A 16,408-nucleotide genomic window follows, 5' to 3' on the forward strand; every position below is an offset into this window, starting at 1 on the left:
GGAAATGCATAGGAGCAACCATGGCATCGCAGACCCTGCAGTCAGTGCCCGCTGAGCCCACGCCGGGACAGCACGAGATGAGCCCCGAAGATGCGGCCCGGCGTGACGCTGAAGGCCAGGCATACTTCGACAAAGTCATGGCGGATGACTCGCGGATCGAACCCCGCGACTGGATGCCCCCGGCATACCGCAAGACCCTGCTGCGCCAGATTTCGCAGCACGCGCACTCGGAGATCATCGGAATGCAGCCGGAGGCCAACTGGATTTCCCGCGCCCCCAGCCTGAAGCGCAAGGCCATCCTGATGGCCAAGGTCCAGGACGAGGCCGGCCACGGACTGTACCTCTACTCCGCCGCCGAGACCCTCGGCCAGCCGCGCGACAAGATGAATGAAGACCTGATGGCGGGCAAGGCCAAGTACTCCTCCATCTTCAACTACCCTGCACGCACCTGGGCGGACATGGGAGCCATCGGCTGGATGGTCGACGGCGCCGCTATCGCCAACCAGGTGCCGCTGTGCCGCGCCTCCTTCGGCCCCTACGGACGTGCCATGGTCCGGGTCTGCAAGGAAGAATCCTTCCACCAGCGCCAGGGCTTCGAGATCCTGCTGGAACTCTCCCACGGCACGCCGGAGCAGAAGAAGATGGCCCAGGACGCCGTGAACCGCTGGTACGCCCCGGCCCTGATGATGTTCGGCCCGCCGGACGACGATTCGCCCAACTCCAAGCAGTCCATGGCCTGGAACATCAAGCGCTTCAGCAATGACGAACTGCGCAACCGCTTCGTCGGCATGATGATGGAGCAGGTCAAGGTCCTGGAGCTCACGCTTCCGGACAAGGACATCCGTTTCAACGAAGAGACCAAGAAATGGGAGCACGGACCCCTGGACTGGGATGAATTCCACGAAGTCCTCGCCGGCCGCGGCCCCTGCAACGCCCAGCGCCTGGAACGGCGCCGCGAAGCCCACAACAACGGCACCTGGGTTCGAGAAGCCGCCGCCGCGTACGCGGCAAAACAGAACCGCAAGCAAGCAGAAAAGGAAGCCGCAGCATGACAACCCCCGAACCGCACGCAGGAAACGTCTGGCCCATCTGGGAAGTATTTGTCCGCTCAAGCCGCGGCCTTTCCCACGTCCACGCCGGTTCCCTGCACGCGCCGGACGCCGCCATGGCCCTGCGCAACGCCCGTGACCTCTACACCCGCCGCAACGAGGGCGTCTCCATCTGGGTTGTCCCGGCGGACGCCATCGCCTCCTCCGATCCCGACTCCAAGGGCGCGTTCTTCGAATCGCCCCAGGGCAAGGACTACCGGCACGCCACGTATTACACCAAGAGTGAGGGCGTGAAGCACCTGTGAGCACCGCACCCGAAACCGAAGAAACCAAAGAAACCAAAGAAACCGAAGAAACAGCAGGCCACGGCGACCTCTCGGTCGGCGTCAAGGCTGCCAGCGGCAGCGGCGAGGCCACGGCCAGCGCCACCCGCATCACGCCCGGCAACGCCCTCCGCCCGGAGGACATCGCCCTGGCCGTGCGCCGCGGCACCGCCAAGCCGAGCGAGGACGTCGCAGAGTTCGCGCTGCGCCTGGGCGACGACGCCCTGATCCTCGCACAGCGCCTGGGCCACTGGATCTCCCGCGCCCCGGAGCTCGAAGAGGACATCGCCCTGGGCAACATCGCCCTGGACCAGCTGGGCCACGCCCGGTCCTTCCTGAGCTACGCCGGCGGCCTCGACGGCCGCAGCGAGGACGATCTCGCCTACTTCCGCCGCGAGCCCGAGTTCCGCTCGGTCGAGATCTTCGAAATCCCCAACGGTGACTTTGCCGTCACCATCGCCCGCCAGTTCGTGGTCAGCTACTACCAGTACGAGCTGTACCGCCGGCTCACCGGGTCCACCGACGCCACCCTGGCCGGCATCGCCGCCAAGGCCGTCAAGGAAGTCGACTACCACCGCGACCACAGCGCCCAGTGGGTCCTGCGACTGGCCCTCGGCACGGACGAGTCCCGCGAGAAGATGATCCACGGCTTCAAGGTCATCTGGCCGTACGTGGACGAGCTGTTCCGCGACGACGAGCTCACCGCCCGCCTGGCCGGGTCCGGCGCCGCCGTCGAGCCTTCCAGCCTGCGCGCGGACTTCGACCGCCTGACCGGAGCCGTGCTCGCCGAGGCGGAACTTGAGGTTCCCAACGTCCAGCCCGCCCCCGGCGGCGGACGCAAGGGGCTCCACTCCGAGCACCTCGGCTACCTCCTCGCCGAAATGCAGGTGCTCGCCCGCGAGTACCCCGGGGCAAGCTGGTAACCATGCCTGAGACCGACTCGGCCACCAGGACGCCCGAGCAGAACGCCTGGGACATCGCGGCCACGGTGTGCGATCCGGAAATCCCCGTCCTCACGGTCGCGGACCTCGGGATCCTCCGCAACGTCGAACTGTTGGAGGATAACGACGCCGGGACGGCGCCCGCCGTCCGGGTCACCATCACGCCCACCTACTCCGGGTGCCCGGCCATGGACGCCATCCGCGACGACCTCAAGACGGCGTTCCAGCGCGAAGGCTACCCGAGCGTGGACGTGGAACTGGTCCTCTCCCCGGCGTGGACCACGGACTGGATGAGCGAGGCCGGCAAGGCCAAGCTGGAGCAGTACGGCATCGCCCCGCCGTCGGGCCACTCCAATGCCGTACGGCACGCCGGGCCCATCCGCCTGAGCCTCGCCGTCAAATGCCCGCAGTGTTCATCGTTGAACACCAAGGAACTCACCCGCTTCGGTTCCACCTCCTGCAAGGCGCTGTACGTCTGCCAGGACTGCAAGGAACCGTTCGACTACTTCAAAGTTTTGTAAGGAACAGGTGCTCCCATGACTGTTGTCCGCCAGACGGCCGCTGAATCGGCCACAGCCGCCGGCCGCCGTCGCGCGTCCTTCCACTCCCTGACGGTGGAGGAGGTCCGCCGGCTGACCGATGACGCCATCGAGGTGAAGTTCGGCGTCCCCGCCGAGCTCACCGGACAGTACGACTACCTCCCGGGCCAGTACGTCGCCCTGCGCACCACCCTGCCGGATGAGCAGGGCGAGCCGAAGGAGATCCGCCGCAGCTACTCCATCTGCGCCGAACCGCGCAGCTTCGCGGACGGCAGCAGCGAGATCCGGGTGGCCATCAAGAAGGACCTCGGCGGCCTGTTCTCCACCTGGGCCAACGCCGAGCTCAAGGCCGGCGACACCCTGGACGTCATGAGCCCGATGGGCGCGTTCGTCTCCAAGCACGGCAGGGACGGCAAGGACGTCGAACAGAACGTCATGACCTCGATGAACCGCCCCGAGGACCTGGCGGGGGAGGCCGGCTCCTTCGTGGCCATCGCGGCCGGTTCCGGCATCACCCCGGTGATCGCCATCGCCCGCACCCTGCTCGCGGCGCACCCGGACACCCGCTTCGACCTGATCTACGCCAACAAGGCCGCCATGGACGTGATGTTCCTCGAGGAGCTCGCGGACCTGAAGGACAAGTACCCGGCCCGGCTGGCCCTGCACCACGTGCTCTCCCGGGAACAGCGGATCGCCCCGCTGCTGAGCGGCCGGATCGACGCCGAGAAGCTCCAGGCCTTGCTGGGCACCGCCATCCACGCTGACGAGATCGACGAATGGTTCCTGTGCGGGCCGTTCGAGCTGGTGCAGCTGTGCCGCGACACCCTCGCCGCCCGCGGCGTAAAGCCCGAACACGTCCGCTTTGAACTGTTCACCTCCGGCAAGCCGGACCGCCCCGAGGGCAACATCGGCCGCCCGGTGATCACGGACGAGTCCAAGGAAACGTACAAGATCACCTTCAAGCTGGACGGGCTCCAGGGCGAGGTCGCCAGCCCCACGCACGCCCGCGAATCCATCCTCAACGCGGCCCTGCGGGTCCGCCCGGACGTGCCCTTCGCCTGCGCCGGCGGCGTCTGCGGAACCTGCCGCGCCAAGGTGGTCTCCGGTGCCGTCACGATGGATGAGAACTACGCGCTGGAACAGGACGAGCTGGACAAGGGCTACGTCCTGACCTGCCAGTCGCACCCCACCACCCCGGAAGTCACCGTCGACTTCGACGTCTGACCCGCGCCTGAACCGCGCTAACTGAACCGCGCACCCTGAAGGAGCCCCATGATTTCCCTCTCCATCGACGGCGGCATCGCCGAGATCGTCCTGGACGCCCCGCACAAGCTGAACTCGCTTGACGAGCAGGCGCTCAAGGACCTGTCAAAGGCGTACGACGACGCCGCTGACGCCGCCTCGCGCGGTGAGGTGCGGGCTCTGCTGCTCAGGGGAGAGGGCCGGGCTTTTTGTGCGGGCCGTGACATTGCCGGCGTGACACCGGAGACCGACGACGTGCAGGCGTACCTGGGCGGGCTGCTGCAGCCGCTGCTGAAGAAGATGAGCGCCTTCCCGGCGCCCACCTTCGCCGCCGCCCAGGGGGCCTGCCTCGGAGTGGGGCTGGGCCTGCTGCTGGCCACGGATGTGGTGTACGTGGCGGAGAACGCCAAGTTCGGCTCGCCCTTCGCCAACCTCGGGGCCACCCTGGATTCCGGCGGGCACTGGTACTTCACTGAACGCCTCGGCATGCACCGGACCCTGGACCTGATCTACACGGCCGAGCTCATGAGCGGCGCGGAGGCCGTGGCGCAGGGGATGTTCAGCCGGGCGATGCCCGCGGCTGAACTCTTGGCGAACACCCGGGAAATTGTTACGAAGGCCGCCGCCGGTGCCACCAGCGCGTTCAATGCCAGCAAGGAACTCGTGGCGCACATCCGGGACCAGCGCCTGGGCCTCTGGGCGTCCATGGAAGAGGAGAACGCCGAGCAGGCCCGGCTCTGCAAGACGGCGGACTACAGCGAGGGTTTCCGCGCCTTCCAGGAGAAGCGCAAGCCGGTCTTCAAGGGGTAGCGTCGTAGCTCAGCAGATCGTCACGGTTATTCTATTTTTGGCCGCCAACTTGTAGGGTTCCCCTATGACTTTGGGGAAATCCGTAAGAAAAGCCGTCATTCCTGCTGCCGGACTGGGAACTCGCTTCCTGCCCGCCACCAAGGCAATGCCGAAGGAAATGCTGCCGGTAGTGGACCAGCCCGCCATCCAGTACGTGGTCCAGGAAGCGGTCGATGCAGGCCTCACGGATCTGCTGATGATCACGGGACGCAACAAGCGCGCCCTGGAGGACCACTTCGACCGCGAGCCTCATCTGGAGCGCACCCTGGAGCTGAAGGGGGACACGGCCCGGCTGAACGCCGTCCAGGACGCCTCTGACCTGGGGCCGCTGCACTACGTCCGGCAGGGCGAGGCCAAAGGCCTGGGACACGCCGTCCTGTGCGCCCGCCAGCACGTGGGGGATGAGCCGTTCGCCGTGCTGCTGGGCGATGACCTGATTGACGAGCGTGACGAGCTGCTCACCACCATGATGGACGTGCAGGCGAAGACCGGCGGCTCCGTGATTGCCCTGATCGAGGTGGACCCGTCCCAGATCAGTGCCTATGGCTGTGCGGACATCACCGCGATCGCGGGCGAGGACTACGTCCGGGTCAACAGCCTGGTGGAGAAGCCGTCCGTTGCCGAGGCTCCGTCCAACCTCGCCGTCATCGGACGGTACGTGCTGCACCCCTCGGTCTTCGACGTCTTGGAGCAGACGGAACCGGGCCGCGGCGGGGAAATCCAGCTCACCGACGCCCTCCAGACCCTGGCCGCTGCGGACGGAGAAGGAGCTGGCGTGTACGGGGTTGTCTTCAAGGGCCGCCGCTATGACACCGGAGATAAACTCAGCTATCTGAAGGCCGTGATCACCCTCGCCTCCGAGCGGGTGGAGTTCGGCGAAGAGCTCAAGACCTGGATGAAGGCCTTCGTCAGCTAGGCTCGCGGCCGCCCGGCCATAGCGTGGGCCAGCGCCCGGGCGAGCAGGACGCCTATAACAGAGCCTCCTGTGTTTGTGACAACATCAACAAGACTTGAAAACCGGTTGTGAAGAAACAGCAGCTGGCCCAGCTCCATACAGCCGGATACGGCTGCGCCGAGGGCGGCAGCCTGCCACCACCGTTTGTCGGGGTAAGCCAAGGCTGCAGCAATGCCGAACGGGATAAACAGCACCACGTTCGCGGTTCTTTCCACGAACGAGTAGTTGATCCAGAGGGCGATTCCGTGAGCGTGCAGGAACGTCAAGACGCCGGCGATGCTTCCTTGCGCAGGCTGGTCCACAGGGGTCGGCCAAAAGCCCACCAGCGCGAGTAGCACCAGCATTATCGCAAGAACGGTACGCCATGACCGTGGCGTTTCCAGTAGCTTCAAGGCGGCCTCAGGATTAGGTCTTTGGGACTTATTGCAGGAAAAACAAGGGTGGGTGGTTCTCCGGTTTCCCGGAGAACCACCCACCCTCTTTTATGCTTGTCTGTGCTTACGCGGCGGTGTCAGCCTTGGCGCGGCGGCGGACCACAACTACCGAGGTGATGCCGGCAGCCAGTGCGCCTGCGCCCACCAGGGACCACAGGACCAGGCTGGTGTCCGCACCGGTGTTGGCCAGTGCAGGTCCCGAGTTAGCCGTGCCGCCTGCGGTGCCGCCGGTGTTGGCCAGGCCTGTACCCGTGCCAGCAGCCGCAGCGTCCACCGTCACCGTGGCGGTGACGGTCTTGCCGGAGGTCAGGCCCACAGCCGTCAGCGTGTAGGTTCCGTCCGCGGGGAGGCCAAGCGGGAGGGCGAAGTTACCGCTGGCGTCGGCGGTGGTGGTGAAGGTAAGCGGTGCCAGCGGCAGGGTGATCTTGGCCGGTACGGCCATGCTAGCCCCGCCGGAGAAGCTGCCGCCGATTGCCTGCGGCGTGCCCGTCAGGGTCGCGGTGACCTGGATGCTTTCGCCAGGCGTAAAGCCTTGGCCGGAGAATGTGAATGTTTGGCCGGGCGCAACAGTTCCGTCAGAAACCTGGCCCTGCACTGGCGCTGCCGGGTAGTTGTCTGCTGCGAGCGACGGACCTGCGCCGATGAGAGCGATGGAGCCAGCAAGTGTGAGTGCTGCAAGTGTTTTCTTCATGTGTCCCCCTGAGACCGTAAATCGATTGTCACGCGATGTGGAGATTTCCGGCCCTCGAGCGGACAGAGGGTGAAATCTCAATTGATGCCCAAGTAGAAGGTAGCACCCCGTGACGCCTGTTACCAAAGTGAATCAAGTCGCTTTACATACTGTTAACGTGGCGTCTATTTGCTGGGAACGCAGGCGGCCGGCTGTGCGGCCAAAACCACATCTTTGACAGCTTGGACTGTGGGCGTGACAACCACGTTGGGTTCCGTGTGCTGGACGATTTTGCCGAAGGTCAACTCCACCGTGCTGCTCTGGCCTGGTGCCAGGGAGACCGTGACCGTTCCCACCGGCCGGTTGGCATGGCGGTGGGCGGCAAAGCCAACTTTTTTGCCGTCCACGCTGGCTGTTTCCACGTTGGCCTGGATTGGGCCGTAGGCAATGACGTTAGTCTGCACCGTCCCGGCGGGAACGCCGAAATTGCCGCCACCGGTGACGTACGCGGGTAGCGACGTCGCAGCGTCGGCAGGGGCGGTGTTGGTGCTGGTGATGCGCACTTTCACCTGCCCGTACTCGTCGCCGGTGCATTCCTCCACGAGCTGCACGGTCCGCTTGACGTAGTAGTCCATTTTTGCGCCGGTGCCGTCGTTGAAGTAGACGCCGAACTGTGCGGGGGAGACGCTGGGTCCGGCAACTGATCCGCTCACCGGATATTTGGAAATGATTGACTGCTCGCTGGGATCACTTGACCAAAGCCGTACCCGACCTTCGGCTGTTCCGCGGGTGATTCCCTCGAGGAGAGCGCCAGCGCTCGCTTTGCCGGTGGAAAGCGCCCCGAAGGTCTCCCTTGCCACGTCGGCGAAGTATGCATCTTGAAGTTTAGGGTCCTTGATTTGTGCGTAGACGCCCGAAAGGAGTGTGGATACGACGTTTTTGCCGCTGAGCTCGCTCGGCAGTTTGCCCCGAGCTAACGCCGTGAGCTCAGGACTTGTGATTTGGATCGGGCCTGTGGCATCCAGCACATAACCGAGCACCACGGGGTCCATGGAGATGACGCCATCTAGATGACCCCCGTTCCTCTTCTCCCACATTGAATTGGCTGTGCTAGCCGCCGTGGGAAAGTCGGGAGTGAGGTTTACATCCTGCATGTATTGGCCCAGGCGGTTGGAATAAATTTGTTCCTGTTCGGGGTCTACTGACACAGAGGGAACGAAGGCACCCATTTCGGTGGCACTCGTCTGAGAGCCGAGCGTCAACTTACCATTGCTAGCAGTCACGACTGCCAAAGCACCGGGAATTCCTCCGGTGGCTCGGCCCTCGGCATTGTTCTGTACGAGAAGCAAGTATTGGCGCGGCTGTTCGGAGCCCAACATCGCCGGGGCAATTCTGGCGGCGCTGGCAGCCGCATCCAAGTCATTGCTGAGCAATACGAGGCGATCTCGCGCCTTCACCAGGGGTTCAGATACCTGCGGAATTAGCGGCGCGGTGTCGATGCCGTTGAGACGTTCCGACGACGACCTGACCGCTTGCGCGGCTGAAGCAACTTTGGGGTCTGCAGACTTAAGCTGGCCCAGATCAGTGCCAGCGCTCGTTGGAGTCAGTGTCTTCCAATCTAGGGATTGGAAAGCACTCACCAACGGGGCGGCACCAAGCCGGGCCACATCGTCGGCGGACACTGCCGCGTCGTTCACTGCCTGGAAGTTAGCTCCGATCCATGGAAGCAGGGCCGCGGCACTCCAAAGCGGGTCGCTGGCCGCTTCCCGAGCCGCCCCTGTATGGACTTTGAGCTCTTCCACTGTCCTGACGGCACCGGCCTCATTGCTCATCAGTTCGTGCTCAAGTTGTGGCAGCAAACTGGTCGCAGCTGAAAGTTCGGTCTTGACCGTAGTTGCTTTGGAGGCGAGCCATGCCACGGATCCGGTACTGACAACGGCCACGAGACCTGTTATCGCGGCCAGCCTCAGAAGGTGTTTCCGTGCCGGTCCGCCCGGATTCTCATCTACCTGAGAACTGGGCAGGGTGTACTCATCCATTTTGCCTGTCATGGTCTTGGTTTCCTTCCGGACGGACGCAGGTGGAAGTGGCTCACCGTGGTAGTGAGCGTGGGGATGAAGCTACTGCGGGGGTGCATTCTGTTGGTGAATGGGGCCCGCGGTGCACCCCGTAGAGTGCGTCATCGACTCCACATCCACCCATGGGTGGCGTCACGACGGCCACGCGCAGTTTGCATCAGGGCGGGAAGCGGCGCTTGATTATGTGCCAAAGTCCCAAAACGCATTTTGCAGCTGACGCCCGCATGGAGCGTCTCGTGGCCCGCTCAATTCCATATAGCCCGACTCAGCGAGGAGAATTCGGTACTACAACCGAATCGCTGACGAAGTTGTTGTCACACCGCGGGTGTCAAAGAAAAGGTGCGCTTTATTGCTCAGAGCATCGGGCTCGTATTGCGCGTGATTCTGTAGTAGGAGGACGATATCCGCCGATTGTACGGCCTCGTGGAGGTCGGCCGCAGCATGTAGTGTCGTGCCGGCCACGTTCCAACTGTCGACGTTCGGGTCGTGATAGGACACTGAAGCGCCCTTAGCTATGAGAAGCTGAGCGATTGGCGTCGCCGGCGATTCGCGCTTGTCGGCAATATTCGCTTTGTATGTAACGCCTAGCAATAGAACCGACGATCCCTTGAGGCTTTGCTCGGCTCCGTTGAGGATATCTTGGACTCGCCCCACAACGTACGCGGGCATGGAGTTATTGATTTCCTCGGCCAACTCCACAAACTTGAAGGGGTAACCCAATGACTTTCGGACCTCATAGCTCAAGTAGTTTGGGTCGATGGGAATGCAATGGCCGCCGACGCCTGGCCCCGGATAGAAAGCCTGAAAACCGAAGGGCTTAGTCTTGGCGGCTTCGATAACATTCCAAAGATCGATGTCTAATTCGTGGCAGAACCGGGCCATTTCGTTGACCAGGGCAATGTTAATGTGACGATAGGTGTTCTCTAAGAGTTTGGCGGTCTCAGCTTCTTTGGCACCTTTGGTTGTTACGACAGTGTCAACGAACTGTGCGTAGAAAGCGGCTGCGACGTCCGTTGATTTCTTCGAGACGCCGCCGACAACCTTTGGAGTGTTCTTCAGCCCGTACGTGTCATTTCCAGGATCAATTCGTTCGGGTGAGAACGCAAGGTGGAAGTCCCTGTCCAAAACACGGCCCGGAGATTCGAGAATAGGTCGGATCAAGTCGTTCGTGGTACCTGGGTATGTTGTGGACTCAAGCACAACGAGCGCACCGGCCGAAAGGTTATTTGAGATCGTCGTCGTCGCGGCTTTTACTGCGGTAAGGTCAGGGCTGCCCGCAGCGCCCAGAGGCGTCGGAACACAGATAACGACAACGTTCGCCGTTTGGATGACAGCAGGATCTGAGCTTGCTCTGTAACCGGCGGCAAGCATCGATTTGATGTCGTCGTTATGGAGATCATCAATATGTGACTTCCCGGCATTTAGATTCTCAACAGTATGAACGCTGAGATCAAACCCGATAACTGAAAGTCCTGCATGCACAGCCCCTTGTGCCAGCGGCAATCCCACATATCCTTGACCCACGATAACTACGTTCGTCATTTCTCTATCGTCCGTTCCTAATGAAGATCATGAATACTGAATGAAATTGCAGCCACTCCTGTTTGGTGACTTCCCTGTTGTGTGGCATCCGTCCGGAAGTGATGCCCTCAGGATCTCCGACTATTGGCTTCGAAGGATGATCGGGGGAAGCGAGTTGGTGGCCTCGAATGCGCGGTGGGGATTTCAGAGTCGAGGGAACGTTTTGCTTCTGCATCGTAGCTCCCATAGCTCTGGTAACTATATGCATATGCATCCGCCCCCTTGCTTGGAAGCATGTTCATTACGATGCCGAGAACGTTGGAACCGACCAGTTCTAGGGCACCAAGGGATTTCTCAACATCTCCCTGTCTGACCCTTTGGCTGCCAACTATGAGAATGACGCCTCCCAGGTGTTGTGACAGGACAGCAGCGTCCGTCACCGGGAGTAGTGGAGGAGCGTCTATGATGACGGAGTCGAAAGTGGACTCCAACTGGCGAACCATTCGAAGCATGGCGTCCGATCCGAGGAGCTCGCTCGGGTTCGGAGGAATGTTGCCAGAGGTCAGCACAAACAGTTGGTCGTCCCCCCATGGCTGAAGTAAGTCCTGCACGTCAGCATTGCCTATAAGCGCAGTGGTGAGGCCGGCGCTACCTTCCAACCCAAGGTACTCAGCGATCATAGGACGGCGGAGATCCGCATCCACAAGAACAACGGACTGACCTGCCTGTGCAAGCGTGATGGCGAGATTCGTCGCAGTGGTACTTTTACCTTCACCTGGCAGCGAGGACGTCACCATTACCGCCCCGGACTTCTGTCCCAAGTTGGCAAACTGCATGTTTGTCCGAATCTGGCGGAAAGACTCTGCTCGAGGGCTCTGATTCGGTGCTTGCGTTATGAGTGGCTTCTTCACTGCATCACGATCGAAGGCAATACCGCCCAACATCGGCGCGTTAGTAACTCTCCGTAGGTCCGCCTCGCCACGAATCTTGTTGTCGAGAGTCGTGCGAAGGAGAGTCGTTCCGGCTCCAAAGACCAGCCCCGCGAGCAGTCCCAAAGCGAGATTGAGTCGGGTATTAGGAGCGGATGCTTCGCGCGGCGCCACAGCAGGTGTGACTATGGACAGTTTGACGGGGGATGAACTCGTCTTGTCTGACCGCTCGAGCGCGTCGACTGCCTTGATCAGGCTATCGCCAACGGCTTGAGCAATCGCCGCAGCTTGAACGGGAGATCCGTCGCTTGCTGAAATTGTGATGAGCACTGTGTTCAGATCCGATGTGGCCTTCACCTTGGCAGAGAGCTCCTTGGAAGTCATGCCTAATCCGAGGGTGTCGATCACAGGCTGGAGCACCACAGGAGTGTCAACAGTCTTGGTGTAAGACTGGACGCGGGCCTGACTGAAAGTGTTACCCTGCTGAAGCTCCTGAACGGTGCCGGAATTTTGGATGGCTACGAATAGCTGAGTTTCCGCGGTGTATGTGGGCCGAATGAGCAAGGAAGACGCCGCGCCTCCAATGACACCGACGAGAGCGAGGCTAACGATCAGTATCCAATTTCGCCGGAGGATACGGAGATAGTCTCTCAGTTCCATAAATGTGGCCTTTCTGAGTGCTGCAGGAGTGAGTTGCTGCAGTAAACAGCCCCCATGAATCCTACGATGATTCTGACTTGGATTCTAACCACGGACACATACTTTGCGAGTACTGGGGGAGACTCGCCCCCCCCAATAGTAAGCAGAGCTGCGGGCCTTCGTCCGTGAGAGTCGATCGTTTAGCGATTAAGGAAGGCGTCCGAGGCGCCGGCGTCTCGGCGCCTCGGGCCCTTCTCCCTGAACTTCGCGATAGAGACCTAGCCAGTGTCACGAGTGGACTGTCTCTCTCCGGCGTCCGCGCTTCCCCCTTTTTGCCCGTCGTCCGCCGCTGGTTCGTTTTAGTTTCATGCCGACGCCTATGTAACACCAAAGCAAGATGCCCAAAATTGCTTCGCATGCCAAAGTGGAAATGACGGCGCCGAGAATGCCATATGAAGGAATCAGATAAAGGTTTAGGAAGACATTCAGAACTGCCACCGCCACCTGGACAAAGGTTCGATACCTTTGATGCCCACTTCCCGTAAGAGCATCAGCTGCCAGAAACGTAAGCGCCCGGAGAATGATGAGCCAAGCCATAAGCCTGACGAAGTCCACGGCCTCGACGTAGTCACTTCCCAAGATCAGAGGCGCCAACGGCGCCACCAAGGCGACGCCGATCGATCCGACAACCGCATAACCGAGGACCATAGGAGAGATCTTGCGCGTCAGGCGCAGCGCTGATCTGAGTCCGTCCTGCCCCTCCCGAAAATACAAGGGGTAGGCCGCCGCGGACACGCTGCGTATGGGGGCGTACGCCATGTCAATAATCCTATAAGCGGCAGAGTAAACGCCAGCACTCGTAGCGGAGATCAGCCGGCCCAACATGGCTTTGTCTATATCGTTGTAGATGTTCTGAGAGGCAAGTGCCGTTGAATAAAGAAAACCTTCTTTTAGTTCATCGAGGCTAATTCTTGCAGAGCCCTTAAAATACCCGAGTTTAACGGTTGTTTGAATTACCACAAATATGCCCAAGGGCAGTGTTGCCAGTAAATAGACAGTCGCCCAAGTATCCAGCGAGGACTGGCTCGCTACAAGCCACATCAATAGAGCAGCAATTAGACGGAGTAGATTGGCCAACGAAGGTAGAATGGCCAACGCACGATGCCGCCCCAAAGATTGCCAGACCGATCCAACGAGGTCGACCAGTCTCAGCCCGACTAGGTCGGCCAGGGCAATCTGTAGGATTGCGAGTGAAGACACGCCCTGTGGTGCAATCTGAGCGGAGAACAGAGCCAAAAGAATTGAGAAAAGGAGACCCCCCGAAGTTGTGTAGAGAAGCGCGCGCTTCCATTCGGGTGAGGCATCCAAAGAATCACGGGCCACGTTCTTTATCATCAAAGTATTCGTTCCGAGACTGGAATATGGTGAGACTAACGCGGCAAGGGCGACGGCTGCGGCGAACGCTCCGTAGCCGGTTGCGCCGAGCATGCGGGCGAGAACAACGAAGTAGGCGGCCTGTATAGCGAGTTTCGAGACTTGTCCGGCCAAAAGTGCGAAGACATTCTTCCGCAGCAGTCTAATATCTAACGACACGATCTCTCATTTCAATGTTCATAAGTCAGGCCACCGGAGTCAGCGCCTCAGATAGAAGATCCTCAAGGCACAGCAGTCCCATCCAGCAGAGTAGTCAGGGTCTAGAATCGACCAGAGGGGCGACGCAATTCATACGGGCGTCGGATCGTCGGAAGCCTCGGGCTATTTGACGGCCTCAGATCTTGTCTATTGGGGAGATCGCTTACGACTTTTCGTGCCAAGATGAAGATCAGCGGCAAAATTATCAAGGCGTTGCCGTCAAGTGCGATCGGGTTCCAGTACAGCTCTGTCATCCCCACGACCGCTAGGTAGACGACATAGGACACGGCAAAAGCAAATGTGCCTTTATGCGCAGAGGCGCTTCTCATGCTCTGAACGAAGATCCAGAAGAGGCCAACAACAGCTCCTGCGCCACCAGTAAATAACAAGAAGAGGTACTCGCTGTGGGGGAAGTGCGCGGGAACCGCCCCCACCGACTGGAAGATATACCACCTGTCCAACCCGAGGCCTGTCAGCCAGTCCTTGCCGAGCGCGGCGAGTCCCAGGATCCATACGGTTCCTCGGTTGCTAAAGTCCGCTGGTTGGGCCTCTAACAACAGTTTAAAACCTTCCCAGAAGAGTCCCGCTACGCCGGTACTGAAGACCGCAACTATGAGCCGCCATTGCCCAGGTGTTGGGTGAAGAGTGTCCGTATTTCTATGCATAAACCGAGCGCAAGCTGCGGCAAGCGGCCACGCGGTGAGGGCCACGGCGATTGCGAGTTGTGACGTTCGCGACTCGGTGGCGTAAAGGGCCAGAGCAAATAGACCGAATGCCGCAAAATTTCTGGTGGAGTAGTAGCCGATCAAGCCGCAAAGAATACCGACGCCGCAGAGCATGGACACTGTGTTTTCTGAACTGAACGGACCTATGTACATGGCACCAAACGGACCACATTTGAATTTGTCGCAGGAACGCCAGTTATCTCCCGTGAGCGGTGCAATTGTGTACACGAAGCTGACAGATACAACGATCACACCGGCGAGATCGCGCAGTGTCAGGGAACTTAAGCTGAGGATCAGGCCGGTGACTGCCAATGAAATGACTCCGAGTGATCTGCCGAGAAGTAGTGACAGCGACAAATCGGGGTTCATCACCGCATTGATTATGAACAGCAATGCGGAGACTACCGCGGGTAGGTAGGCCGAGAGGAACATTTTATGCATCAGGCGTTTTCGGATGCTACGAATCACGAGCTGAAATGCCAGAACGACCATCAGAAGAATCAGCCCCAACTGCACTGCTTGACTCTCCGGTATGGCCCTGGTCTCACGAAGAAGGCCGATCGAAACAATTACAACTAGACCAAGAAGAGATATGGGATCCCGTGCCACAGCGCCCGATTTTTTGAGTATCTGACAATGCCAGAATAATGCTGACGCTGCTAGCAGTGCTATGGTATAAGTTACAAATGTTGTCATTTCTCTGCCTGCGCAGCGGGGATGTGCTGCCGCTCTTGGTTGGTGAAGGCGCCTACGTGCTTCAATATTTCCCGCCAGGCATCACGTACGCGGATTGCCCCGAACTCCTGGGCTCTCCGACTTGCTGCACCGACGTAGGCTTCGTCTGAGGGTTTCGGCAAAGAGGCAACGCGTCGAATGGTCGCCGCAATAGACGCGGCGTCGTTCTCACAGAGCCAGCCCGGCACATAGGCGGGAATCAGTTGCCTGGCAGCACGCGTGGAGACTGAAAGTACGGGTATGCCGAGGTCGGCAGCTTCGACGTAGACCAAACCGAACGTCTCGGCCACGGAACAATGGAGCAACAGGGCAGCAGCCCTGAGATTCTCCATGACCTGGTCCCGAGCGAGATGACCTGTGAAGTGCACCCTGTCCTGAACCCCTAGTTCAGTCGCCATGTCCTTCAGCGCTTGCATTCTCGGACCAGCACCGATGAGGGTCAGGGAATACTTGTCGTCTAGAAGTGCCATTGCTTTTATGGCGAGGTCTTGAGACTTAATGCTGGAGAGAGATCCGACACAAACGATTCGATAGGGGTCTGTAACTTTGGTGCGGAGAGACTCTTGAATCTCCACCCTGGTGGGAGTCTCCACCAAATTGGGTATGGTCTCGAGCCAGCGAACATTGCCATATTCGGCGATATCATCGGTGACCGGGGTGCTAACTCCCACTACACAATCCGCACGCTGGTAGAGCCAACGCGACATTAACTTCAGGAGATGGAGCTGGCGCGACTTGGCCAGCTTCTCTTGCAGGAGAGTGTGTTCCCAAACTATAGTTCCCGCGGCGCGTCTTGGCGCAATCATCAACCATGGAATGGCCGTCCATACTCCCACGAGAACTACGGTTCCTAGCCCGGAATGCCGTGAACGGGCGTAAAGGCGGGGCACGCTTCTAATGCGTTGCAGCCCCGTTAAAGGCGTTCCTAGCACTTCGACATTATTGTGCAGACTCTTGTCCGTATAAGAGCCTCCGATACAGATAACGTGAATATCGAACTCAGCATCAAGTACATCCAACAGACTGAGAGTTACTCGCTCCAACCCTAAGGTGGGAGACAGGCCCGATACAACGAAGGTGATGCGATGTTTTTCTTGGGGAATCACGAAATCGACTCTCTCTAGGCATGGCTGGGAAACTCGGTGTA

At 60.2% G+C, this 16,408-nt stretch carries 15 protein-coding genes; 7 read left to right on the plus strand and 8 right to left on the minus strand.

The annotated features are described in order from the left end of the window. The first annotated feature begins 20 nt into the window (after positions 1-20). The 7 genes from paaA (at position 21) to galU (ending at position 5,859) form a co-directional block, all read left to right on the plus strand. The gene (paaA, locus tag E5206_RS06050) at positions 21-1,052 is read left to right on the plus strand and encodes a 1,2-phenylacetyl-CoA epoxidase subunit PaaA (protein WP_136321705.1); all 1,032 of its coding nucleotides are present in this window, start codon (positions 21-23) and stop codon (positions 1,050-1,052) included. Next, entirely contained in the window at positions 1,049-1,354 is a 306-nt protein-coding gene (gene paaB, locus E5206_RS06055) for a 1,2-phenylacetyl-CoA epoxidase subunit PaaB (RefSeq protein ID WP_136321706.1), read from the plus strand. The genes paaA and paaB overlap by 4 nt, the downstream gene beginning before the upstream one ends. Beyond that, positions 1,351-2,295, plus strand: a complete 945-nt coding sequence (gene paaC, locus E5206_RS06060; RefSeq protein ID WP_136321707.1) for a 1,2-phenylacetyl-CoA epoxidase subunit PaaC — start codon at positions 1,351-1,353, stop codon at positions 2,293-2,295. The genes paaB and paaC overlap by 4 nt, the downstream gene beginning before the upstream one ends. 2 nt (positions 2,296-2,297) lie before the next feature. Then, positions 2,298-2,834, plus strand: a complete 537-nt coding sequence (gene paaD, locus E5206_RS06065; RefSeq protein WP_136321708.1) for a 1,2-phenylacetyl-CoA epoxidase subunit PaaD — start codon at positions 2,298-2,300, stop codon at positions 2,832-2,834. A gap of 15 nt (positions 2,835-2,849) precedes the next feature. Next, entirely contained in the window at positions 2,850-4,076 is a 1,227-nt protein-coding gene (gene paaE, locus E5206_RS06070; protein WP_136321709.1) for a 1,2-phenylacetyl-CoA epoxidase subunit PaaE, read from the plus strand. Positions 4,077-4,124: 48 nt separating this feature from the next. Continuing rightward, the gene (locus E5206_RS06075) at positions 4,125-4,904 is read left to right on the plus strand and encodes an enoyl-CoA hydratase/isomerase family protein (RefSeq protein ID WP_136321710.1); all 780 of its coding nucleotides are present in this window, start codon (positions 4,125-4,127) and stop codon (positions 4,902-4,904) included. Positions 4,905-4,968: 64 nt separating this feature from the next. Then, on the plus strand, positions 4,969-5,859 hold the full coding sequence (galU, locus tag E5206_RS06080; RefSeq protein WP_136321711.1) for a UTP--glucose-1-phosphate uridylyltransferase GalU: 891 nt from the start codon (positions 4,969-4,971) through the stop codon (positions 5,857-5,859). Here the strand turns inward: galU and E5206_RS06085 are convergent. The 8 genes from E5206_RS06085 to E5206_RS06120 form a co-directional block, all read right to left on the minus strand. Further along, positions 5,856-6,242: a VanZ family protein gene (locus E5206_RS06085; RefSeq protein ID WP_136321712.1), complete on the minus strand. Its 387-nt coding sequence runs from the start codon at positions 6,240-6,242 to the stop codon at positions 5,856-5,858. The two genes, galU and E5206_RS06085, sit on opposite strands and share 4 nt — an antisense overlap. 154 nt (positions 6,243-6,396) lie before the next feature. Beyond that, positions 6,397-7,023: an LPXTG cell wall anchor domain-containing protein gene (locus E5206_RS06090; protein ID WP_136321713.1), complete on the minus strand. Its 627-nt coding sequence runs from the start codon at positions 7,021-7,023 to the stop codon at positions 6,397-6,399. Between the two features lie 164 nt (positions 7,024-7,187). Beyond that, positions 7,188-9,053, minus strand: a complete 1,866-nt coding sequence (locus tag E5206_RS06095; protein WP_240689995.1) for a DUF4012 domain-containing protein — start codon at positions 9,051-9,053, stop codon at positions 7,188-7,190. Positions 9,054-9,365: 312 nt separating this feature from the next. Continuing rightward, positions 9,366-10,622 (minus strand): nucleotide sugar dehydrogenase, encoded by a 1,257-nt coding sequence (locus E5206_RS06100; RefSeq protein WP_136321714.1) that lies wholly within the window; start codon positions 10,620-10,622, stop codon positions 9,366-9,368. Between the two features lie 107 nt (positions 10,623-10,729). After that, complete coding sequence (locus tag E5206_RS06105) at positions 10,730-12,190, minus strand: polysaccharide biosynthesis tyrosine autokinase (protein WP_136321715.1); 1,461 nt, start codon at positions 12,188-12,190, stop codon at positions 10,730-10,732. A 267-nt stretch (positions 12,191-12,457) separates the two neighbouring features. After that, positions 12,458-13,762, minus strand: coding sequence for an oligosaccharide flippase family protein (locus tag E5206_RS06110; RefSeq protein ID WP_168709272.1), 1,305 nt, complete (start codon positions 13,760-13,762; stop codon positions 12,458-12,460). Between the two features lie 101 nt (positions 13,763-13,863). After that, on the minus strand, positions 13,864-15,222 hold the full coding sequence (locus E5206_RS06115) for a hypothetical protein (RefSeq protein WP_136321717.1): 1,359 nt from the start codon (positions 15,220-15,222) through the stop codon (positions 13,864-13,866). Next, positions 15,219-16,367: a glycosyltransferase gene (locus E5206_RS06120; protein ID WP_168709273.1), complete on the minus strand. Its 1,149-nt coding sequence runs from the start codon at positions 16,365-16,367 to the stop codon at positions 15,219-15,221. Before E5206_RS06120 ends, E5206_RS06115 begins: the two co-directional genes overlap by 4 nt. Between the last annotated feature and the right edge of the window lie 41 nt (positions 16,368-16,408).

Source organism: Arthrobacter sp. PAMC25564, assembly GCF_004798705.1.
Taxonomy (GTDB): domain Bacteria; phylum Actinomycetota; class Actinomycetes; order Actinomycetales; family Micrococcaceae; genus Arthrobacter.